This window comes from Bowdeniella nasicola, assembly GCF_001907295.1.
GTDB lineage: Bacteria > Actinomycetota > Actinomycetes > Actinomycetales > Actinomycetaceae > Bowdeniella > Bowdeniella nasicola.
The window spans coordinates 32,953-49,697 of record NZ_MQVR01000010.1 but is presented as its reverse complement, the minus strand read 5'-3'; the positions used below and the strand labels follow the sequence as shown (position 1 = coordinate 49,697).

General features: G+C 65.0%; 17 protein-coding genes, 1 tRNA gene and 1 pseudogene. 3 read left to right on the top strand and 16 right to left on the bottom strand.

Annotated elements, in window-relative coordinates:
• Positions 1 to 159 precede the first annotated feature (159 nt).
• From BSZ39_RS03075 to BSZ39_RS03025, 12 genes and pseudogenes are all read right to left on the bottom strand, one after another.
• Positions 160 to 333, bottom strand: a pseudogene (locus tag BSZ39_RS03075) (transposase); the annotation flags it as partial.
• Between the two features lie 48 nt (positions 334 to 381).
• Positions 382 to 645, bottom strand: coding sequence for a hypothetical protein (locus BSZ39_RS03070; protein ID WP_158025078.1), 264 nt, complete (start codon positions 643 to 645; stop codon positions 382 to 384).
• Between the two features lie 22 nt (positions 646 to 667).
• A tRNA-Ala gene (locus BSZ39_RS03065) sits at positions 668 to 740 on the bottom strand.
• Between the two features lie 64 nt (positions 741 to 804).
• A complete protein-coding gene (locus tag BSZ39_RS03060) occupies positions 805 to 1,422 on the bottom strand; it encodes a histidine phosphatase family protein (protein WP_073715921.1) in 618 nt (205 codons plus the stop codon).
• On the bottom strand, positions 1,419 to 1,808 hold the full coding sequence (gene rsfS / locus BSZ39_RS03055; RefSeq protein ID WP_073715920.1) for a ribosome silencing factor: 390 nt from the start codon (positions 1,806 to 1,808) through the stop codon (positions 1,419 to 1,421). The genes BSZ39_RS03060 and rsfS overlap by 4 nt, the downstream gene beginning before the upstream one ends.
• A complete protein-coding gene (locus tag BSZ39_RS03050; RefSeq protein ID WP_143180344.1) occupies positions 1,808 to 2,680 on the bottom strand; it encodes a hypothetical protein in 873 nt (290 codons plus the stop codon). Before BSZ39_RS03050 ends, rsfS begins: the two co-directional genes overlap by 1 nt.
• The gene (gene nadD / locus BSZ39_RS03045) at positions 2,673 to 3,332 is read right to left on the bottom strand and encodes a nicotinate-nucleotide adenylyltransferase (protein WP_073715918.1); all 660 of its coding nucleotides are present in this window, start codon (positions 3,330 to 3,332) and stop codon (positions 2,673 to 2,675) included. The genes BSZ39_RS03050 and nadD overlap by 8 nt, the downstream gene beginning before the upstream one ends.
• 5 nt (positions 3,333 to 3,337) lie before the next feature.
• Positions 3,338 to 3,496: a hypothetical protein gene (locus BSZ39_RS14025; RefSeq protein WP_169829081.1), complete on the bottom strand. Its 159-nt coding sequence runs from the start codon at positions 3,494 to 3,496 to the stop codon at positions 3,338 to 3,340.
• A 92-nt stretch (positions 3,497 to 3,588) separates the two neighbouring features.
• Positions 3,589 to 3,900 carry a hypothetical protein gene (locus BSZ39_RS03040; RefSeq protein ID WP_073715917.1) on the bottom strand — a complete coding sequence of 104 codons (312 nt, stop codon included), beginning with the start codon at positions 3,898 to 3,900 and terminating at the stop codon, positions 3,589 to 3,591.
• On the bottom strand, positions 3,845 to 4,567 hold the full coding sequence (locus tag BSZ39_RS03035; protein WP_073715916.1) for a PfkB family carbohydrate kinase: 723 nt from the start codon (positions 4,565 to 4,567) through the stop codon (positions 3,845 to 3,847). Before BSZ39_RS03035 ends, BSZ39_RS03040 begins: the two co-directional genes overlap by 56 nt.
• Before the next feature lie 59 nt (positions 4,568 to 4,626).
• A complete protein-coding gene (locus BSZ39_RS03030) occupies positions 4,627 to 5,550 on the bottom strand; it encodes an AEC family transporter (RefSeq protein WP_073715915.1) in 924 nt (307 codons plus the stop codon).
• The gene (locus BSZ39_RS03025) at positions 5,547 to 6,479 is read right to left on the bottom strand and encodes an AEC family transporter (RefSeq protein ID WP_073715914.1); all 933 of its coding nucleotides are present in this window, start codon (positions 6,477 to 6,479) and stop codon (positions 5,547 to 5,549) included. Before BSZ39_RS03025 ends, BSZ39_RS03030 begins: the two co-directional genes overlap by 4 nt.
• Before the next feature lie 79 nt (positions 6,480 to 6,558).
• Between BSZ39_RS03025 and gnpA the strand changes: the two genes are divergently transcribed.
• Positions 6,559 to 8,814: a 1,3-beta-galactosyl-N-acetylhexosamine phosphorylase gene (gnpA, locus tag BSZ39_RS03020; RefSeq protein WP_073715913.1), complete on the top strand. Its 2,256-nt coding sequence runs from the start codon at positions 6,559 to 6,561 to the stop codon at positions 8,812 to 8,814.
• Here the strand turns inward: gnpA and obgE are convergent.
• The 4 genes from obgE to BSZ39_RS03000 form a co-directional block, all read right to left on the bottom strand.
• Positions 8,811 to 10,346 (bottom strand): GTPase ObgE, encoded by a 1,536-nt coding sequence (gene obgE, locus BSZ39_RS03015; protein ID WP_073715912.1) that lies wholly within the window; start codon positions 10,344 to 10,346, stop codon positions 8,811 to 8,813. The two genes, gnpA and obgE, sit on opposite strands and share 4 nt — an antisense overlap.
• 92 nt (positions 10,347 to 10,438) lie before the next feature.
• Positions 10,439 to 10,696 carry a 50S ribosomal protein L27 gene (rpmA, locus tag BSZ39_RS03010; protein WP_073715911.1) on the bottom strand — a complete coding sequence of 86 codons (258 nt, stop codon included), beginning with the start codon at positions 10,694 to 10,696 and terminating at the stop codon, positions 10,439 to 10,441.
• Positions 10,697 to 10,716: 20 nt separating this feature from the next.
• Complete coding sequence (gene rplU / locus BSZ39_RS03005; RefSeq protein WP_073715910.1) at positions 10,717 to 11,043, bottom strand: 50S ribosomal protein L21; 327 nt, start codon at positions 11,041 to 11,043, stop codon at positions 10,717 to 10,719.
• Positions 11,044 to 11,197: 154 nt separating this feature from the next.
• Entirely contained in the window at positions 11,198 to 13,630 is a 2,433-nt protein-coding gene (locus BSZ39_RS03000) for an Rne/Rng family ribonuclease (protein WP_245792406.1), read from the bottom strand.
• 441 nt (positions 13,631 to 14,071) lie between these two features.
• On the opposite strand from BSZ39_RS03000, the gene BSZ39_RS02995 reads away from it, so the two are divergent.
• Both BSZ39_RS02995 and cydB read left to right on the top strand, forming a co-directional pair.
• A complete protein-coding gene (locus BSZ39_RS02995; RefSeq protein WP_073715908.1) occupies positions 14,072 to 15,544 on the top strand; it encodes a cytochrome ubiquinol oxidase subunit I in 1,473 nt (490 codons plus the stop codon).
• 19 nt (positions 15,545 to 15,563) lie between these two features.
• Complete coding sequence (cydB, locus tag BSZ39_RS02990; RefSeq protein WP_073715907.1) at positions 15,564 to 16,682, top strand: cytochrome d ubiquinol oxidase subunit II; 1,119 nt, start codon at positions 15,564 to 15,566, stop codon at positions 16,680 to 16,682.
• Positions 16,683 to 16,745: the final 63 nt, after the last annotated feature.

The window sequence follows — 16,745 nt, the reverse complement described above, 5'->3', positions numbered from 1 at the left end:
CCCGAAGGCCTACCCGGCAAAGATTTATCGAACATAGTCATGATAATCACCGTTCCTTCCGACACGGCTTACACAAACTATTTGACACCCCCAGGATCACGCGGTGACCGCCCTGCTGTCCAGCACGACCACCCCGCTACACCACTATGAGGGACTCAACTCAGGGTCTTTTGACGGGGTCATCCCATACGACGTGAACCTCGCATCTTGAATCCACGAGGCGAGAGCTGACTTCGAGATACCGAGATCTTTACACACGGTTTTCTGCGTGAGGCCGGACTCCACGAGCGCGACAGCATCTCGCTTGAACTCCTCACTGTACTTCGATGGCATGCTCATCATCCTTTCAGTATCGATCTTCAGATCGAGACAGTCTTGGACTCAAGCAAACCGACAGCAGACCCAACAGGCTTGGACCAGCTCACCGAACTCCTGGTCGACCTCGACGACCTCTACAACAAGTGCGAACCAGCCGAACGGCGCATCCTCAACCGCGCCCTGTTCACCCGCATCACCATCGACGACGAAGAAAACGCCACCTACACTCCCGAGCAGACCACAGCCAGCGTCCTCGCCCACACCAGCATCGATGCCCCGGTCCACGTCACCGCAGAAACAAAACTGCCCCGCCATCAGGCGGGGCAAGTTTCGATTTTCTCATCTTACGTGGAGCTAAGGGGATTCGAACCCCTGACCTCTTCCATGCCATGGAAGCGCGCTACCAACTGCGCCATAGCCCCGTTGAGCGAGTTCTACTCTACCGACCGCCCGCAACGGATACAAATCCGCTAGCCGTGTCCTATCTCACCCGGCTGACACGTTGTGTGCGCGCAGCCGCCAGCCCGTAGCTCCAGCTTCAATTTCGGCCCAATGGCAGTTGTCGAGGCCCCGCAAAACCGGCTGCTCGAGGTCCGCGATACCGAGGATGGCGCGAAGCGTTTGGGTGATCGCCGAACCGTGAGAGACCACGACGAGGGTGTGGCCGCTCTCCCCCGCTTCGATGTATTCGCGCACGGCTTCGGACATGCGCTGGCCGACGAGGGTTTTTTCCTCGATCCCAAGACCTGCGGGCGTGCCACCGGCGCGCCAGTGAGCATAGGCCTCCGGATAGCGTTCACGCAGTTCGTCGCCGCCGAGGCCCTCGAACTGGCCGAAGGCTCGTTCACGCATGCGTTCGTCCGTCGCGACCTCTACTCCGAGTTCGCCGGCGCAGCACTGGGCGGTCACGAACGCGCGCGACAGGTCGGAAGAGACGATCGTGGCAGGGCGGCCTACGAGGTAGCTCGCTAGGGCGGCTCCGGCCGCTTTGGCCTGAGCGAGGCCGTCGTCGTTCAGTTCGATGTCGACATGACCTTGGACGCGCCCGAGGCGGTTGTAATCCGTTTGACCGTGCCGAAGAAAAATGACGCGGTCAACGCTCACGCCTCGTTCTCCTCCACAATCCCACGAGCCTCGTCCGGCAGGGGGACGATGGGGCAGTCATGCCAGAGGCGTTCGAGAGCGTAGAAATCGCGCTCTTCCGCGTGCTGGACGTGCACGACGATCGCACCGAAGTCGGCGAGCACCCACCGCGCGTTCTGGTAGCCCTCCATGCGCTGCACAGGGGCGCCGGCTTCCTTCATCTTCAGCTGGACTTCGTCGACGATCGCTTGGACTTGGCGTTCGTTCGATCCCGTAGCGATCACGAAGACGTCGGTGAGGGCGAGACGCTCAGAGACGTCCAGGGCGACGAGCGTGCTCGCCTGTTTGCTGGCCGCAGCAGTCGCGGCGATGACGGCTAGATCGCGGGATTCTTGTGGAGCGGGCACTACTCTCCTGGTGGGTTGAGGGCGGAAATAACCTGGTCGGTCAGGGGGTTCGCGGCGGCGGTCGGCTGCACCTGCTGCACGGCGAAGTAAACGATCACAGCCAAGACGATCACGGCGATGATAACGAGCACGATCTGGATCCAGCGGCGGCTCGGCTCCGGTGAGCTGGTCGACTCGGCATCATCCAGCGGAAAGCCGGCATGTTCGGGCGCTCCCTTGGCCGCGCGCAGGTCTCGACGGCTCAGGGTCAGCTGTTTCTCGTCTTCTTCGTCAGCTTCGGCTGCCTGCTCCTCGGGCTTCGCCGCGGCAAACATCGACACGCGCTCGGGCTCTTCAGGAGCAGGCTCGTCGTCGCTTACCGGCTCGTCGGCGGGTTCTTCGACAGCCTCTTCGACAGGCTCCGATTTTGGCTCCGGCGGCGGCAACTCGATGCCGAGCGAGGAGGTCGAGGTTGCCGGTTCGTACTGTTCGGGACGCAGCGTTTTGATCTCGCCAGTGGCGTGGTCCACGATCCGCACGCCCTGCGCCGTCGAGGGCGGGGCAATCGTGCGGTGTTTGGGTCCGCGCACGACCCGGCCCGCTTGCTCGTCTTCATCGAGACGATCGGCGAGGGCATCGCGCAGCGAGCGGCGCGTCGGCTCCGCTTCACCCTCCGCACGCGGCGGGCGGGGCGGGGTCAGTTCGCCGTCGATATCGCCATCAAGGGTGAAGGCTTCGGTCAGCGTCAGCTCGCCGGTCGCGATCGCCTTCCGGCGGGCTTCTTCTTCGGCTTCCCGCTGTCGGATCTCACGCCGGGTCAGCGGTTTGTTGGCCTGCTCGGTCTCCCACTGGCGGCGTAGTTCGCGTCGTGTCAAAGGGGTCTGGTCACTCATGGTAATCCGCCCGCCTGGCAGGTCGGCGCGTGTACAGCCCGTACTTCCCGATGTATTGCACGACGCCGTCGGGCACGAGGTACCACACGGGCATGCCGGCGGCGGTGCGGCGGCGGCAGTCCGTCGAGGAGATCGCCATCGCGGGCACCTCGAGAAACGAGACGCCCGCTTCGGGCAGGCCCGAATCATCGAGCTCGTGTCCGGGCCGCGTCACTCCGACGAAGTGCGCGAGACCGAACAGTTCGTCGACGTCCTTCCACGACAGGATCTGGGATAGTGCGTCGGCGCCGGTGATGAAGAACAACTCGGCGTCAGGATAGAGCTTCCTAAGGTCCCGCAACGTGTCGATCGTGTAGGTCGTGCCCTCGCGGTCGATATCGACCCGAGAGACCGTGAATCGCGGGTTGGAGGCCGTCGCGATCACCGTCATGAGGTAGCGGTGTTCGGGCGCGGTGACGTCGCGGTCGAGTTTGAAGGGCTGCGCCCCGGTCGGAACGAAGATGACTTCGTCCAGGTCGAAGGTGTCTTGGACTTCGCTCGCGGCGACGAGGTGGCCGTGATGGATGGGATCAAAAGTACCGCCCATCACGCCGATGCGCAGCCGAGGCTTCGGCTGCGCGGTCGTTGAGGGTGAAGTGATGTCGGCGTTCATGACCGCTAGTGGCGCGTCCACACACTCCGGAACGCATAGGCAGTCAGCAGCAGCACCATCAGGATCGAGAACGCGATGACGCCGTACATCATGGGATGCATCGGGAGGTGAGCCGGGGTGAGGTCCGGATTCTCAGCAGAGAGCTTGACAAGGGAACTGGTCATCGTTTATCTCCAGGAGTTTTTCCAACGCGTCTGCCCTCTAGTGTGGCATGAATTGACGCGATCATGCCAGATGGTGCCACGGCCCGCCAGCGCTACAGCTCGACGCACGTGGCGTCCGCGAGGAGCTGATCGCGGATAGCGGGCGACAGTCGGCCTGCCACGGGTTCTTTTACCGATGCCGCGGCCGTGGCGACGAGCGCCGGGAGGTCGGCTGGCGTCAGCAGGGTCTCGGCGAGAGTTTCCACCTTGATCTGCTCGTGTCCGGGGACGCCCGGGAGTCGCTCGGCAAGAATGGCTAGCGCTGCGGCGACGAGGGCGTCCCCGGCGCCGACGGTCTTTCCCGTCAGCTCATAGGGCAGTTGGGCGTGGACACGGCGGCGGTCTGGCGTGTGCCATTGCAGCACGGCACCGCCCAGCGAGAGGAGGATGAGGCCGGCCCCGAGCCCCCACAACGTCGAGATGCCCTCGCCGATGGTGTCCGCCCCCGGTCGCCGCGAGCAGTTCGTGCTCGTTGGGTTTCAGGACGTGAGCGCCTGCGGCTGCTGCGGCCAGTAGGTAGTCCCCTGACGTGTCGACCTCGACGATATGGCCGGCCTCGCGTGCACGCGCGATCAAGAACGAGTACGCCTCGATTGGGGTGCCAGGAGGATTTGAGCCGTTGAGTGAGAGCACCGCGCGGGTGCCGAAGCTCTCGAGGAGATCGAGCGTTGCCTCGATGAGGGATTCGACGTCGGCGGCGCTCACGTGTGGGCCGGCCTCATTGAAGGATGTCGAACCCGTTTGGTCGATGACCGAGACCGTCGAGCGTAGTGGCGCATCGATCAGGGTGAAGTAGGCCTCGACGTTGCCGACGCCAGCGAGGAACTCTTGGGCGCGCGGTCCACCGACGAACCCGCCGACGGACGCCTCGATGCCAAGATCGGCCAGGACGCGGGCCGTGTTGAGGCCCTTGCCTCCCGAGATCCGCGTAACGTCGGTGACGCGATTGGCCTCCCCGAGCTCGATTCGCGGCAGGCGGTAGGTCGTGTCGAACGTTGGGTTCGGCGCGACGATGTGGATCGGGCTGCGCACGCATGCTCCTCGAGTCGATAGCGTCTGCGTCTATCATGCCCGCTGGCACCGACACAGCCTTAGGTGAGCAAGGCACCGATCGCGATGAGGCTCGGGATCGCGAGGAGTGTCGTGAGGAGGACAGCGCCCTTCGCGATCCGCTCCCCCGCGCCCGAACGGCTCGCCGCGATATACGCGTTTTGAGCGGTCGGCAGACCCGCCATGACGACGACCGCGAACAGCTCAAAACCGGAAAGTGAGAACGCGAAACGCGCAATCACAAAGGCAGCGAGCGGCTGGCCGACGAGCTTCGCGATCGTGGCGAGTGCAATGGGGGTGATTGCGCCCGAAAGCTGCCACGTCTCGCGCGGGACGAGCGAGATCCCGAAGGACAGCAGGATGCCGGGCACGGCCGCGCCCGCGACGAGTCGGATCGGGCCGAGGACCTGGGTGGGTAAGCTCACGCCGGTCGCCGAGATGAGGATGCCGAAGGCGGCCGCATAGACGATGGGATTACGGGCGATGGTGCGCAGCACACGACCCGGGGAGATCCGCGCGCCGCTTGCCGCAAGGTCCGATAGGACGAAGAACAGGGGCGTGAAAAAGCCGACCTGAAACAGTAGGACCGGGATGACGTGCAGTGAGGACCCGAGGATGTAGTGCGCGAGCGGCAGGCCGAGATAGCCGGCGTTGGCGAGCGAGGACGACATCGCGGTGAGCATGAGGTCGCCGCCGCGTAAGGCGAGCCACCAGCGCGCGACGAGCGCGACCAGCGTCGCGGTCGCGGCCGCTGAGAGGGCCGCGACCGCGAAGGGCACTCCGATAACGGCTCGTAGATCGGCTTCGATAAGTGCGAGGAAGATGAGCGAGGGAACGCACACGTAGTAGACGAGCTGGGTGAAAACCTTTTCGGCATCGTCGCCAAACAGATTCGTGCGGCCGGCGAGATATCCGATGCCGATGACGATCCAAATGACCGCGAGGCCCTGCACGACGGCGATCATGTGCCCACCCCCACGATCGCGGCGATCAGCACGAAGCTCGGGATGATGAGGACGGTCGTCGCAAGGACGGTGCCGCGTGCGAGGTAGTCGCCCTGCCCGACGCGGAACGCCACGAGGTAGGCGTTTTGGGCCGTCGGCAATCCGGACATGAGCGTCATCGCGAACAGGTCGAGGCCCGAGGCCCCGAAGAGAAATCGCGCGCACAGGTAGCCAAGGACGGGCTGAACGATAAGTTTGACGCTGGTCGCGACCGAGATCGCGAGCGCCGCCAGGCGGAATGCGGCCGGGTGCTCCCCCACGAACGACAGGCCGAAGGCGATGAGGATGCACGGGACGGCGGCGCCGCCGAGGATTTCGATCGGGGCGATGACGAGCTGCGGGAGCGTGATGCCGGTGACGGAGACGGCACCGCCGACGATGGCGGACCAGAGCAGCGGGTTCTTGCCGATCATCGCACCGACCGAGCGCACGCTCGGTCGGTGCCCGACGGCGAGCACGTCGGCGGCGATGAATAGCGCGGGCGTGAGGATCCCCATCTGGAACAAGATGACCGGAGCGACGTGGGCTGCGGAGCCGAGGATGTACTGCGCGAGCGGCACTCCCAGGTAGGCGGCGTTGGCAAGGCTCGAACCCATCGTCCCGATGAGGGTGCATGCCGGGGACAGCCGCAGGACGAAGCGACCGAGGAGCCAGAAGATGAGTGCGGCGAGGCTGGCGGAGATCCCGGCGACCGCGAGCGGTGTGCCAAGCAGCTCCGCGATATTGGCGCGGGCGAGGGTGAGAAAGACGAGCGCGGGGAGCCCCAGGGTGTAGACGAGGCGATTGAGGGGATCTTTTGCTTCGGGGCCGACAATGCCCGTGGCGCCGAGGATCCACCCCAGCGCGATGACGGCCCAGATGACGCCCAGGCCGGATAACACAGCGCTCATGCGTCGATGGTGTCACAGCTCAACAGGTGATCGCTTATGATCGAAAACGATTGAAATACTCTCTCGCGAGGATGCTTGCATGACCCACGCCGATCCTGACCACGTGTACACCGCTGCCCTGGCTCCGACCACGGACGGTGGCCGGTTGACCCTCCCGATCGAGGAGGACATGGACGACGAAATCCGCGCCCTCGTCGCGCGTTTGCAGCCTGATGCCGTGCGAAACTCCGACGGGACCGAGCTGCCCGAGATCGCGGCCGAGCTCGTCGAGAAGGTGTATTCGACGTACTTCCCCGCGCGCGGGGATCAGGAGTTCGCGCTCGCGCACCCCGACACGCTCACGCACATGTTCCTCATGACGGCGCCCGCGACGGCCCTCGGTGAGGAACCGCTCACAATTCGGCTGATTGAGGGCTATTTCCTGGATCAGCTCCGACCGGATACGAGCGAGGCAGCGACGCGCTACCTCCAGGTCATCGACCGGACGACCGGCGACGAGGTCGACGCTCGCGGCTGGGAGCTCACCGGCGAAGGGCACGACGCCGAGGTCCGAATCGTCTCGCCCACCCCGTTCCACGTGTACACGGTGGCGTTCCTTGCCGAGCAGGTGTGGGACTCGACGCAGATGTACAACTACCTGACCAACGATTGGCACCTGGATCCGAGCCGCCAGAAGGTGCGGCCCTATGAGGTCCGCAAGCCAGTCGTGTGGGACTACATGAAGCGGGCGATTGCGCAGTGGTGCAAGGAGCATCCCGAGGTCGATGTCGTGCGGTTTACGACGTTCTTCCACCACTTCACGCTCGTGTTCAACACCGAGGGCGTAGAAAAGTTCGTCGACTGGTTCGGCTATTCCGCCTCTGTCTCCCCCGAGGCGCTGGAGGCGTTCGAGGCCGAATACGGCTACGGCCTGACCGGTGAGGACTTCGTCGACGCGGGCTATTACAACTGCCCCTTCCGCGTCCCGACGCGCGCCTACCGCGACTGGATCGACTTCCAGCACCACTTCGTTACCGCGCACATGAAGGCGCTCGTCGACGCCGTGCACGACGCCGGCAAGGAAGCGATGATGTTCCTCGGCGATAACTGGATGGGCTGCGAGCCCTACGGCGAGCACTTCCCCGCCGTCGGGATGGACGCCGTCGTAGGCTCCGTCGGCAGCGCCGCGACCTGCCGCATGATCAGCGATATCCCCGGCGTGCGCTACACCGAGGGCCGCTTCCTGCCCTACTTCTTCCCCGACGTCTTCAATCCTGACGGCGATCCGCTCGGCGAGGCGAACGAGTCCTGGCGCACCGCGCGGCGCGCGATCGTGCGCTTCCCGCTCAGCCGCATGGGATATGGCGGCTACCTGTCGCTCGCGACGCAATTCCCCGAGTTCATCGACCGCATCGAGGAGATCATCGCCGAGTTCCGCTCGCTGCACAGCGCCTCGGGCGGCGAGCGCCCCGCGAACTCTCGGCACCGCGTCGGAATCCTCAACGCGTGGGGCGCGCTGCGCACGTGGCAGACGCACATGGTCGCGCACGCGAAATGGTACAAGCAGATCTACACCTACCTCGGCGTCGTCGAGTCGCTCGCAGGACTCCCCTTCGACGTCGAGTTCCTGTCCTTCGACGACGTGCGCGACGGCGTCCCCGAGGACATCGCCGTGCTCATCAACGCCGGCAGTGCGGGCACCGCGTTTTCCGGCGGGCCCGCCTGGGCCGATGAGCAGCTCGTGACCTCGGTTAGGCGTTTCGTCGCCGCTGGCGGCGGCTTCATCGGCGTCGGCGAACCGTCCGCCTACACCCCCGCCGCGCGCGAGGGCTTCGACCAGCGTGGCGCGGGCGCGATCCTGCAGCTCGCCGATGTCCTGGGCATCGACCGGGAGACCGGCTGGTCGCTCTCGACGAACTTCTACCCCGAGCTCGCCGACCACGAGATCACGGCCGACCTGCCCGGCGAGTTGTGGGCCGGAGAGCGTCCCGGCGACGTGTTCGCGACGACGGCCTCGATCCTGCGCCTGCACGAAGGCAGCGTCGATATCGCGGTGAACTCCTACGGGGCCGGCCACGCGGTCTACCTCGCAGGGCTGCCCTACAGCACGGATAACGCCCGGCTGCTGCATCGCGCGATCGTCTTCGCCGCAACGGGCAGCCAGGACGATATGACCGAAGTCTGGCTCTCAGGAGATGCGCGCCTCGAGGTCGCCTACTACCCGAACGTGAATCGGCTGTTCGTCTTCAACTCCAGTCACGATCACGTCGAGACTGACGTGCGCGGGCCCGCGGGCGAGCGCCTGCGCGTGAAGCTCGGCGACCTGCAGTCGACCTGGATCGAGCTCGCGAGCTAGTCCTCGTCGGCGGTGGCGTCGGTCCAGATGCCGGAGTCGCGTTCGGATTGCAGCTGTTCGCGGGCCTCGGCCTTCGCGTCCATCCGGTCCTTGTACTCGCGACGACGTTCCTTCGTCGTACGACGCAGGTTCTCCTCCAGGCGCAGGTCGGTGCCGCGCGCGCCGAGGAGCTCGGGTCCGGTCGTCATCGTCGGTTCCCAGTCGAAGATCACGCCGCCGTCCATCGAGCCGATGACGACCTCATCGCCGGGCGTCGCGCCCGCGGCGAACAGGCCGTCTTCGACACCGAGGGTCGTGAGGCGGTCGGCGAGATAGCCGACGGCCTCGTCGTTGGCGAAGTCCGTCTGCACGACCCAGCGCTCGGGCTTGGAACCGCGGATCTGGAAGACCGGGGCGCCGCCGCGCTCGTGGCGCGTAATCGTGAACGGTGCCTGCTCCTTGCGACGGCCGGAGCCTTGCGGGCGCACGACGATGCGTTCGGGTTCGACGTCGGCCGCGGCCTCGCGGGCGCGTGTGACGGCCTCGCCGAGGACGTAGCCGAGCTCGGTCAGGCCCTCGTGGGATGCGGTCGAGATGGCGAGGACGCGCAGGCCACGCTCCTCGATCTCGGCCGTGACGAACTCTGCGAGTTCGCGCGCCTCGGGCACGTCGATCTTGTTCAGGACCACGAGGCGTTCGCGCTCCATGAGCGGGACGCTGCCGCCTTCGATATCGAGGTCGGCCGCGTACTGCGCGAGTTCGGCCTCGAGGGCGTCGAGGTCGGAGATCGGGTCCCGGTTCGGCTCGAGCGTCGCGCAGTCGAGCATGTGCCCGATGACCGCGCAGCGCTCGATATGGCGCAGGAATTCGAGACCGAGGCCCTTGCCCTGGGCGGCGCCCGGAATGAGGCCGGGCACGTCGGCGATCGTGTAGCGGTACTGCCCCGCGACGACGACGCCGAGGTTCGGCACGAGCGTCGTGAACGGGTAGTCCGCGATCTTCGGGCGGGCCGCGCTCATCGCGGCGATGAGGGAGGATTTACCGGCCGATGGGAAGCCCACGAGGGCCACGTCGGCGATCGATTTGAGTTCGAGCACGAGATCGCGCTCTTCGCCGGGTTCGCCGAGCAGGGCGAAGCCGGGGGCCTTGCGCTGTGGGGACGCGAGCGCGGCATTGCCGAGCCCGCCCTTGCCGCCCGCGGCTGCGATGAACTCGGTGCCTTCGCCCACGAGGTCGGCGATGACCTCGCCGTCGGGGGTTTTTACGACGGTGCCGTCAGGCACGAGCAGGATGAGGTCCTGGCCGTTCGCGCCGACGCGCAGATCGCCCTTGCCCTGGGTGCCGGACGTCGCCTTGCGGTGCGGCAGCCGGTGGTAGTCGGCGAGGGTCGTCGTATTCGGGTCGACGACGAGGATGATATTGCCGCCGTCGCCGCCGTTGGCGCCGTCGGGCCCGCCGAGCGGTTTGAACTTTTCGCGTCGCACCGAGGTGCAGCCATTGCCGCCGTCTCCTGCCTTGGCGTGTAGGGTGACGCGATCGATAAACGTCGCCATGGTGGGCCCTCCTTGGGGTCTGTCACAAGATACGTTAACGGGCGAACAGCCAAGCTGCCCGCCCGTTAGCGTTCGCTGAATTGCGAGGTGTCTTAGGCGTCCTGCAGGACGACATCCACGACCTTGCGACCCTTGCGATCCGCGAAGCGGACCGCGCCGGCCTCAAGGGCGAACAGCGTGTCGTCGCCGCCGCGGCCGACGTTTTCGCCCGCGTGGAACTTGGTGCCGCGCTGACGGACGAGGATCTCGCCAGCCTTGACGATCTGACCGCCGAACCGCTTCACGCCGAGGCGCTGGGCGTTTGAGTCGCGGCCGTTACGAGTGGAGCTCGCACCCTTCTTCGTTGCCATGTTGTCCTCTTTTCGTGGCGTTAGCCGTTGTCGATACCGGTGATCTTCAGGCGGGTGAGCTTCTGACGATGGCCCATGCGCTTGCGGTAACCGGTCTTGTTCTTGTACTTCACGATGGAAATCTTCGGGCCCTTGTCCTCGCGGACGATTTCGGCCTTGACGCTGACCTTGGCAAGGTCTTTCGCGCCCGTGGTGACCTTATCGCCGTCCACGAGCATGAGGGGCGTGAGTTCAACGGAGTCGCCGATCTCGCCGGCCATCCGGTCGACGACGACAACGTCACCAACGGACACCTTCTCCTGACGGCCGCCGGCCTTGACGATCGCATACACCACGTTGCTTCTCATCTCTGTCGATTCGGGCGTAGCCCATCAACCCAAAAGTTTTCGGGGGCAAGGCTACGCAAAACTGTTCTACGTACGAAGCGCCGACTGGCGCACCGAGGATCTAGATTACGTCACGACGGCTAGCCGCGGCAACCTCCGGTGCGCCCAGCTACGCCTAATTCTCTGTGGGGTTCGGCACGTCCGGCGCGGTCGTGGAGCTCGTGGCCCGCCGCGAGCGCCGCTTCGGCTTGGATGCGGTACCACTCGCGACGACCGTCGCGCTGCCCACAGCAATCGTCGGAGCCGCCTCGATCGTCACTGGTTCACTGACGGATTCGGATGCCGTCGAGCTCGACGTCGCGCGGCGGCGCTTGCGCGACCCGCGGGGCGCGGCGGGCTCCGCCGACTTGCTGGGCTCGGGCTCGGCGACCTTCTTAGCCTGCTTAGCCGGCTTTTCCGGCTTGTGCTCTTCTTCCTTCGCGTGGCTGCCAGCGGCAGCGGCTGCGATGGTCGCGAGCGTCGCCTTGACGGCTTCGCGCGCCTGTGCGGCGGCCTCGTCGTCATCGGGGAGCTCGGCGGGCGCCTGCTCCTTCTTCGGCTGGCTCGCGCTCAACTGCTTCTTGCGGCGCGACCGCGACGAGCGCTGCTCATCGCCGCCGTCCTTTTCGACCGGCTCGTCGTGCACGATGAAGCCACGACCGGAGCAGTGCTCACACGGCTCGGAGAAGGCCTCCACGAGGCCCTGGCCGACGCGCTTACGGGTCATCTGGACGAGTCCGAGGCTCGTGACCTCTGCGACCTGGTGGCGCGTGCGATCCCGGCCGAGGCACTCGATGAGGCGGCGCAGCACGAGGTCGCGGTTGGACTCGAGGACCATGTCGATGAAGTCGATGACGATGATGCCGCCGATATCGCGCAGCCGCAGCTGGCGCACGATCTCTTCGGCCGCCTCGATGTTGTTCTTCGTGACGGTCTCTTCGAGCGTGCCGCCCTTGCCGGTGAACCGGCCCGTGTTGACGTCGATGACGGTCATGGCTTCGGTCCGGTCGATCACGAGGGAGCCGCCCGAGGGCAGCCACACCTTGTTGTCCATCCCCTTGGACAGCTGCTCGTCAATCCTGAAGTGCGCAAAGACGTCGTCCTCGCCGTCCCACTTCTCGATGCGATCGGCGAGATCGGGCGACATGTCCTTGACGTACTTCGTGACTGTCGAGAAGGCTTCCTCACCGGAGATCACGAGCTTGGCGAAGTCCTCATTAAAGACGTCGCGCACGACGCGCACGGCAAGTTCCGGTTCGCCCTTGAGTAGGACGGGCGCGGACTTCGCCTTCTTCGCCTTCTTGTCGATGTCCTTCCAGATGGAGGTCAGTCGCTCGACGTCGGCGCGTAGCTGTTCTTCGGTCGCGCCTTCGGCCGCGGTGCGCACGATGACGCCCGAGCCGTCGGGAACGATGTCCTTGAGCAGGCGCTTCAGGCGCGTGCGCTCGGATTCGGGCAGCTTGCGCGAGATGCCGGTCATCGCGCCCGAGGGCACGAGGACAAGGTAGCGGCCGGCGAGGGTGACCTGGGAGGTCAGGCGGGCGCCCTTTTGGCCGATCGGGTCCTTCGTCACCTGGACGAGGACGGAATCGCCGGAGGAAAGCGCCTGCTCGATGCGGCGCGGCTGACCGTCGAGGTTCACGGCATCCCAGTTCACTTCGCCGGCGTACAGCACGGCGTTGCGGCCCTTGCCGAGGTCGACGAACGCGGCCTCCATCGAGGACAGGACGTTTTGGACGCGGCCAAGGTAGACGTTGCCGACCATCGAGGTCTGGGTGCGGCGCGCGACATAATGCTCGACGAGGATGTCGTCTTCGAGGACGGCGATCTGGTTCAGGCCGTCCTTTTCGCGCACGACCATGATCCGGTCGACGCTTTCGCGGCGGGCGAGGAATTCGGCTTCCGTAATGACCTGGCGGCGACGCCCGGCCTCGCGGCCTTCCTTACGGCGCTGGCGCTTAGCTTCCAGGCGGGTCGAGCCCTTCAGCGGGGTGACCTCGGCGCGGGCGCGCTCCCCGGCGTCCCGGCGGCGACGGCGGCGCGTGCGGCGCGAGGAGCCGTCGGCCTGGTCATCGGAGGACTCATCCTCGTCATGATCATCGGATTCGGCGGGCTCATTCTTATCGGACTTGTCCGACTTATCGTTCCCCGAGTCCTTATCGTCGGTGTTCTTCCGGCCCCGACCGCCACGTCCACCGCGGCGACGACGGCTCTTGGATGACGATTCCCGGCCAGAGTCCTCCTCAACCTCCGAGGTGTCCTCATCATCGGCATCGTCCTCGTCATCGATATTGTCGATGGGTTCGGACTTGCGGGGAGCCGGACGGGTGATCTCGGGAGGCTGGAAGAGCAGCATCGCTCCCCCGGTCTCTTCTGCGGCCGACTTCGGCTCGCTCGCCTCAGGGGTCTTCTCGTCAGCCTTGTCGTCCTCGGACTTCAGACCGAGTTCTTGCAGGACATCGAGTTTTTTATCCTCGCTGCGCTCCGCGGGGGCCTTGCGGCGCCGCGAGGTTGCTTGCGGGGCAGATGAAAATAGGGGCAAATCAGCCGCGTTAGGCGTTGTATCCACGCTTCTCCTCGCCGGCAGCGCCGCGCTCCACGCGCCGGGTATGGCGGGTACACCGTCGCCGGTGCACCAAAAGTCTTGCTATCGACCGGGAATTCTCACGGTCCATCCGCCGTCTGCAGCGACGAATAAACGGCGCATCAGGCGGACATCTTTAACCCCGGCGCAGGTGCGCTACACCCGGGTCTCTTCGAAGAGTATCTCACACGCACCTTTCACCAGCGCGGTGGCATGCGCGACACGCCCGAATGACACGGAAAGGCAAAGATCGTGGCGGGGTGCACGTTATCCGAAATGTCCGGTTTTCTGCCGAATTCCGACACTGCGTCGATATGTAGCCGACAGCGGTGTCGAGAAGCTGGGACCATAGTCCCTCAGGGGTGACCTAAGTCCCAACTAATGTGAAAGCACCATCAGCATTCATGCGACCGAAAGGCAAGCTCGGTGGAAGCACTCGACCTCGCACGGTGGCAATTCGGAATAACGACCGTTTACCACTTTATTTTAGTTCCACTGACGATCGGACTTACTCCCCTCGTCGCTCTCATGCAGACCATGTGGTACCGCACCAGAAAGGACCACTGGCTGCGCTTGACCAAGTTCTTTGGCAAGCTCCTCATCATCAACTTTGCGCTCGGCGTTGCCACCGGCATCGTCCAGGAGTTCCAGTTCGGCATGAACTGGTCCGAATACTCCCGCATGGTTGGCGATATCTTCGGAGCTCCCCTCGCCATTGAAGCCCTCGCCGCGTTCTTCCTAGAATCCACCTTCCTCGGATTGTGGATCTTCGGCTGGAACCGCCTGAGCAAGAAGATCCATCTGCTGTCCATTTGGCTCGCCGCGATCGGCGTGAACCTCTCGGCCTACTGGATCCTCGTCGCCAACTCCTTCATGCAGCACCCGGTGGGCGCCAAGTTCAACGAGGCCACCGGCCGCGCGGAGCTTGACGACTTCCTCGCTGTTATCACGAACAACACGGCGGTTGCGGCCTTCACGCACACCGTGACGGCCTCGTTCCTGACTGCCGGTACCTTCATCGCCGGCATCGCCGCGTGGTGGATCGTGCGCGCCGTCCGACGGGGCGATGAGGCCCACGCCCGCGAGGTGTGGCGTCCTGCCGCGATCTTCGGCATGATTACGATCATCATCTCGGGCATCGGCGTCTCGGTAACCGGCCACTACCAGGGTCAGCTCATGTCGGAGCAGCAGCCCATGAAGATGGCCGCGGCCGAAGCGATTTGCCACACCGAAAAGGGTGCCGCCCTATCGCTGCTGACCGTGGGTGACTGGTCGAACGACTGCGAGAACTCGACGCACCTGCTGTCGATCCCCGGTCTCGCCTCGTTCATGGCGTCCAATGACTTCAACGGCGAGTTCCCCGGCGTCAAGGATGTCCAGGCCGAGATGCAGGAACGCTACGCCGACCAGTTCGGACCGGATCAGGACTACACCCCGAACCTGTTCGTCACCTACTGGTCCTTCCGCCTCATGATCGGCCTCGCGATCTTCTCCGCGGCCCTCGCACTCGCGGCGCTCTACCTCCTGCGCGGCGGACGAGTGACCGACAAGAAGTGGTTTGCTACCCTCGGCCTGCTCGCGATCCCCATGCCGTTCCTCGCATCCAACCTCGGCTGGATCTTTACGGAAATGGGCCGCCAGCCCTGGGTCGTCGCACCGAACCCGGCGAACCCGGTCGACAACGTGTACATGCTGACCCAGGCGGGTGTCTCCCCCTCGGTCACGACGTCGCACGTGTTGATCTCGATGGTCTTTTTCACGCTGCTGTACGCGGCCCTCGGCGTTGTCTGGTACAAGCTCATGGCGCGCTACACCAAGGAAGGAATCGGCTCCGGAGATACCCCGGATCACGATCCTGACGCGGATAAGTCCGACTCGCAGATGACCTTCGTCTACTAGACCCGAAAGGAGAACGATCATGAGTCACGAATTTCTTCAAGTCCTCTGGTTCATCCTCATCGCGGTCCTGTGGGCCGGATACCTCGTCTTGGAAGGCTTCGACTTCGGTGTCGGTATGCTGCTTCGCTGGCTGCCGGAAAACGCCCGCGAACGCCGACTGATGCTCAACACCATCGGCCCCCACTGGGATGGAAACGAAGTCTGGCTGCTCACCGCGGGCGGCGCGACCTTCGCCGCCTTCCCCGAGTGGTACGCCACGATGTTCTCGGGATTCTACCTCGCCCTGTTCGTCATCCTCGTCGTCCTGATCCTGCGCATCGTCGCCATCGAGTGGCGCGGCAAGATCTCGGATCCGGTCTGGACGGAGCGGTGGGACTGGTTCCACACGATCTCCGCCTGGGTTGCCACGTTCCTGTGGGGCGTGGCCTTCGCCAACCTGGTGCAGGGTATGAAGATCGAGGTGCTGCAACGTGGTACCTGGGAGGTCGTCCCGCCCGAGCAGATCACCGACGGTACGCTCGCGAACGCGGTGCACGTCATGCCCGGCGGTTTCGCTGGCTTCTTCTCGCTGCTCACACCCTTTACGATCCTCGGTGGCCTCGTCACCTGCGGCCTGTTCCTGACGCACGGTGCGATCTTCCTGGCCCTGAAGACCGATGGCAGCCTGCAGCAGCGCGCCATTGCAATGTCGAAGAAGGCGTCGATCGTCTCGCTCGTTGTCGCCGGCATCTTCGCGGTCCTCGCGCAGCTGCTGTACGGCGGCCATTGGCTCGGCTGGGTCGGACTCGTCGTCGCGGCGCTCGCGCTCGTCGGCGTCGTGCTGGCGACCCACGCGGAGCGTGAAGGCTGGGCGTTCATCGGGAATGCGGTCGCGGCCGTGTTCGCCGTCGTCCTCATCTTCTCCACGATGTTCCCCTACGTCATGAAGTCCTCGATTGACCCCGCGTACTCGCTGACGATCTGGGATGCGTCGAGCTCGGAGAAGACCCTGCCGGTCATGACGATCGTGGCCCTCACCCTGGTGCCGGTCGTCCTGGCCTACACCGCCTGGTCCTACTGGACCTTCCGCAAGCGCCTGACCGTGGATCACATCCCCGAGCAGAACGCTGGGCTGCCGATGAGCTTCCTTTCTCAGTAGCCCCTAGCCCACAACGCGGCGACCGATGCCTCCCTTTCGGTCGCCGCGTTGTCTGTTACCGCA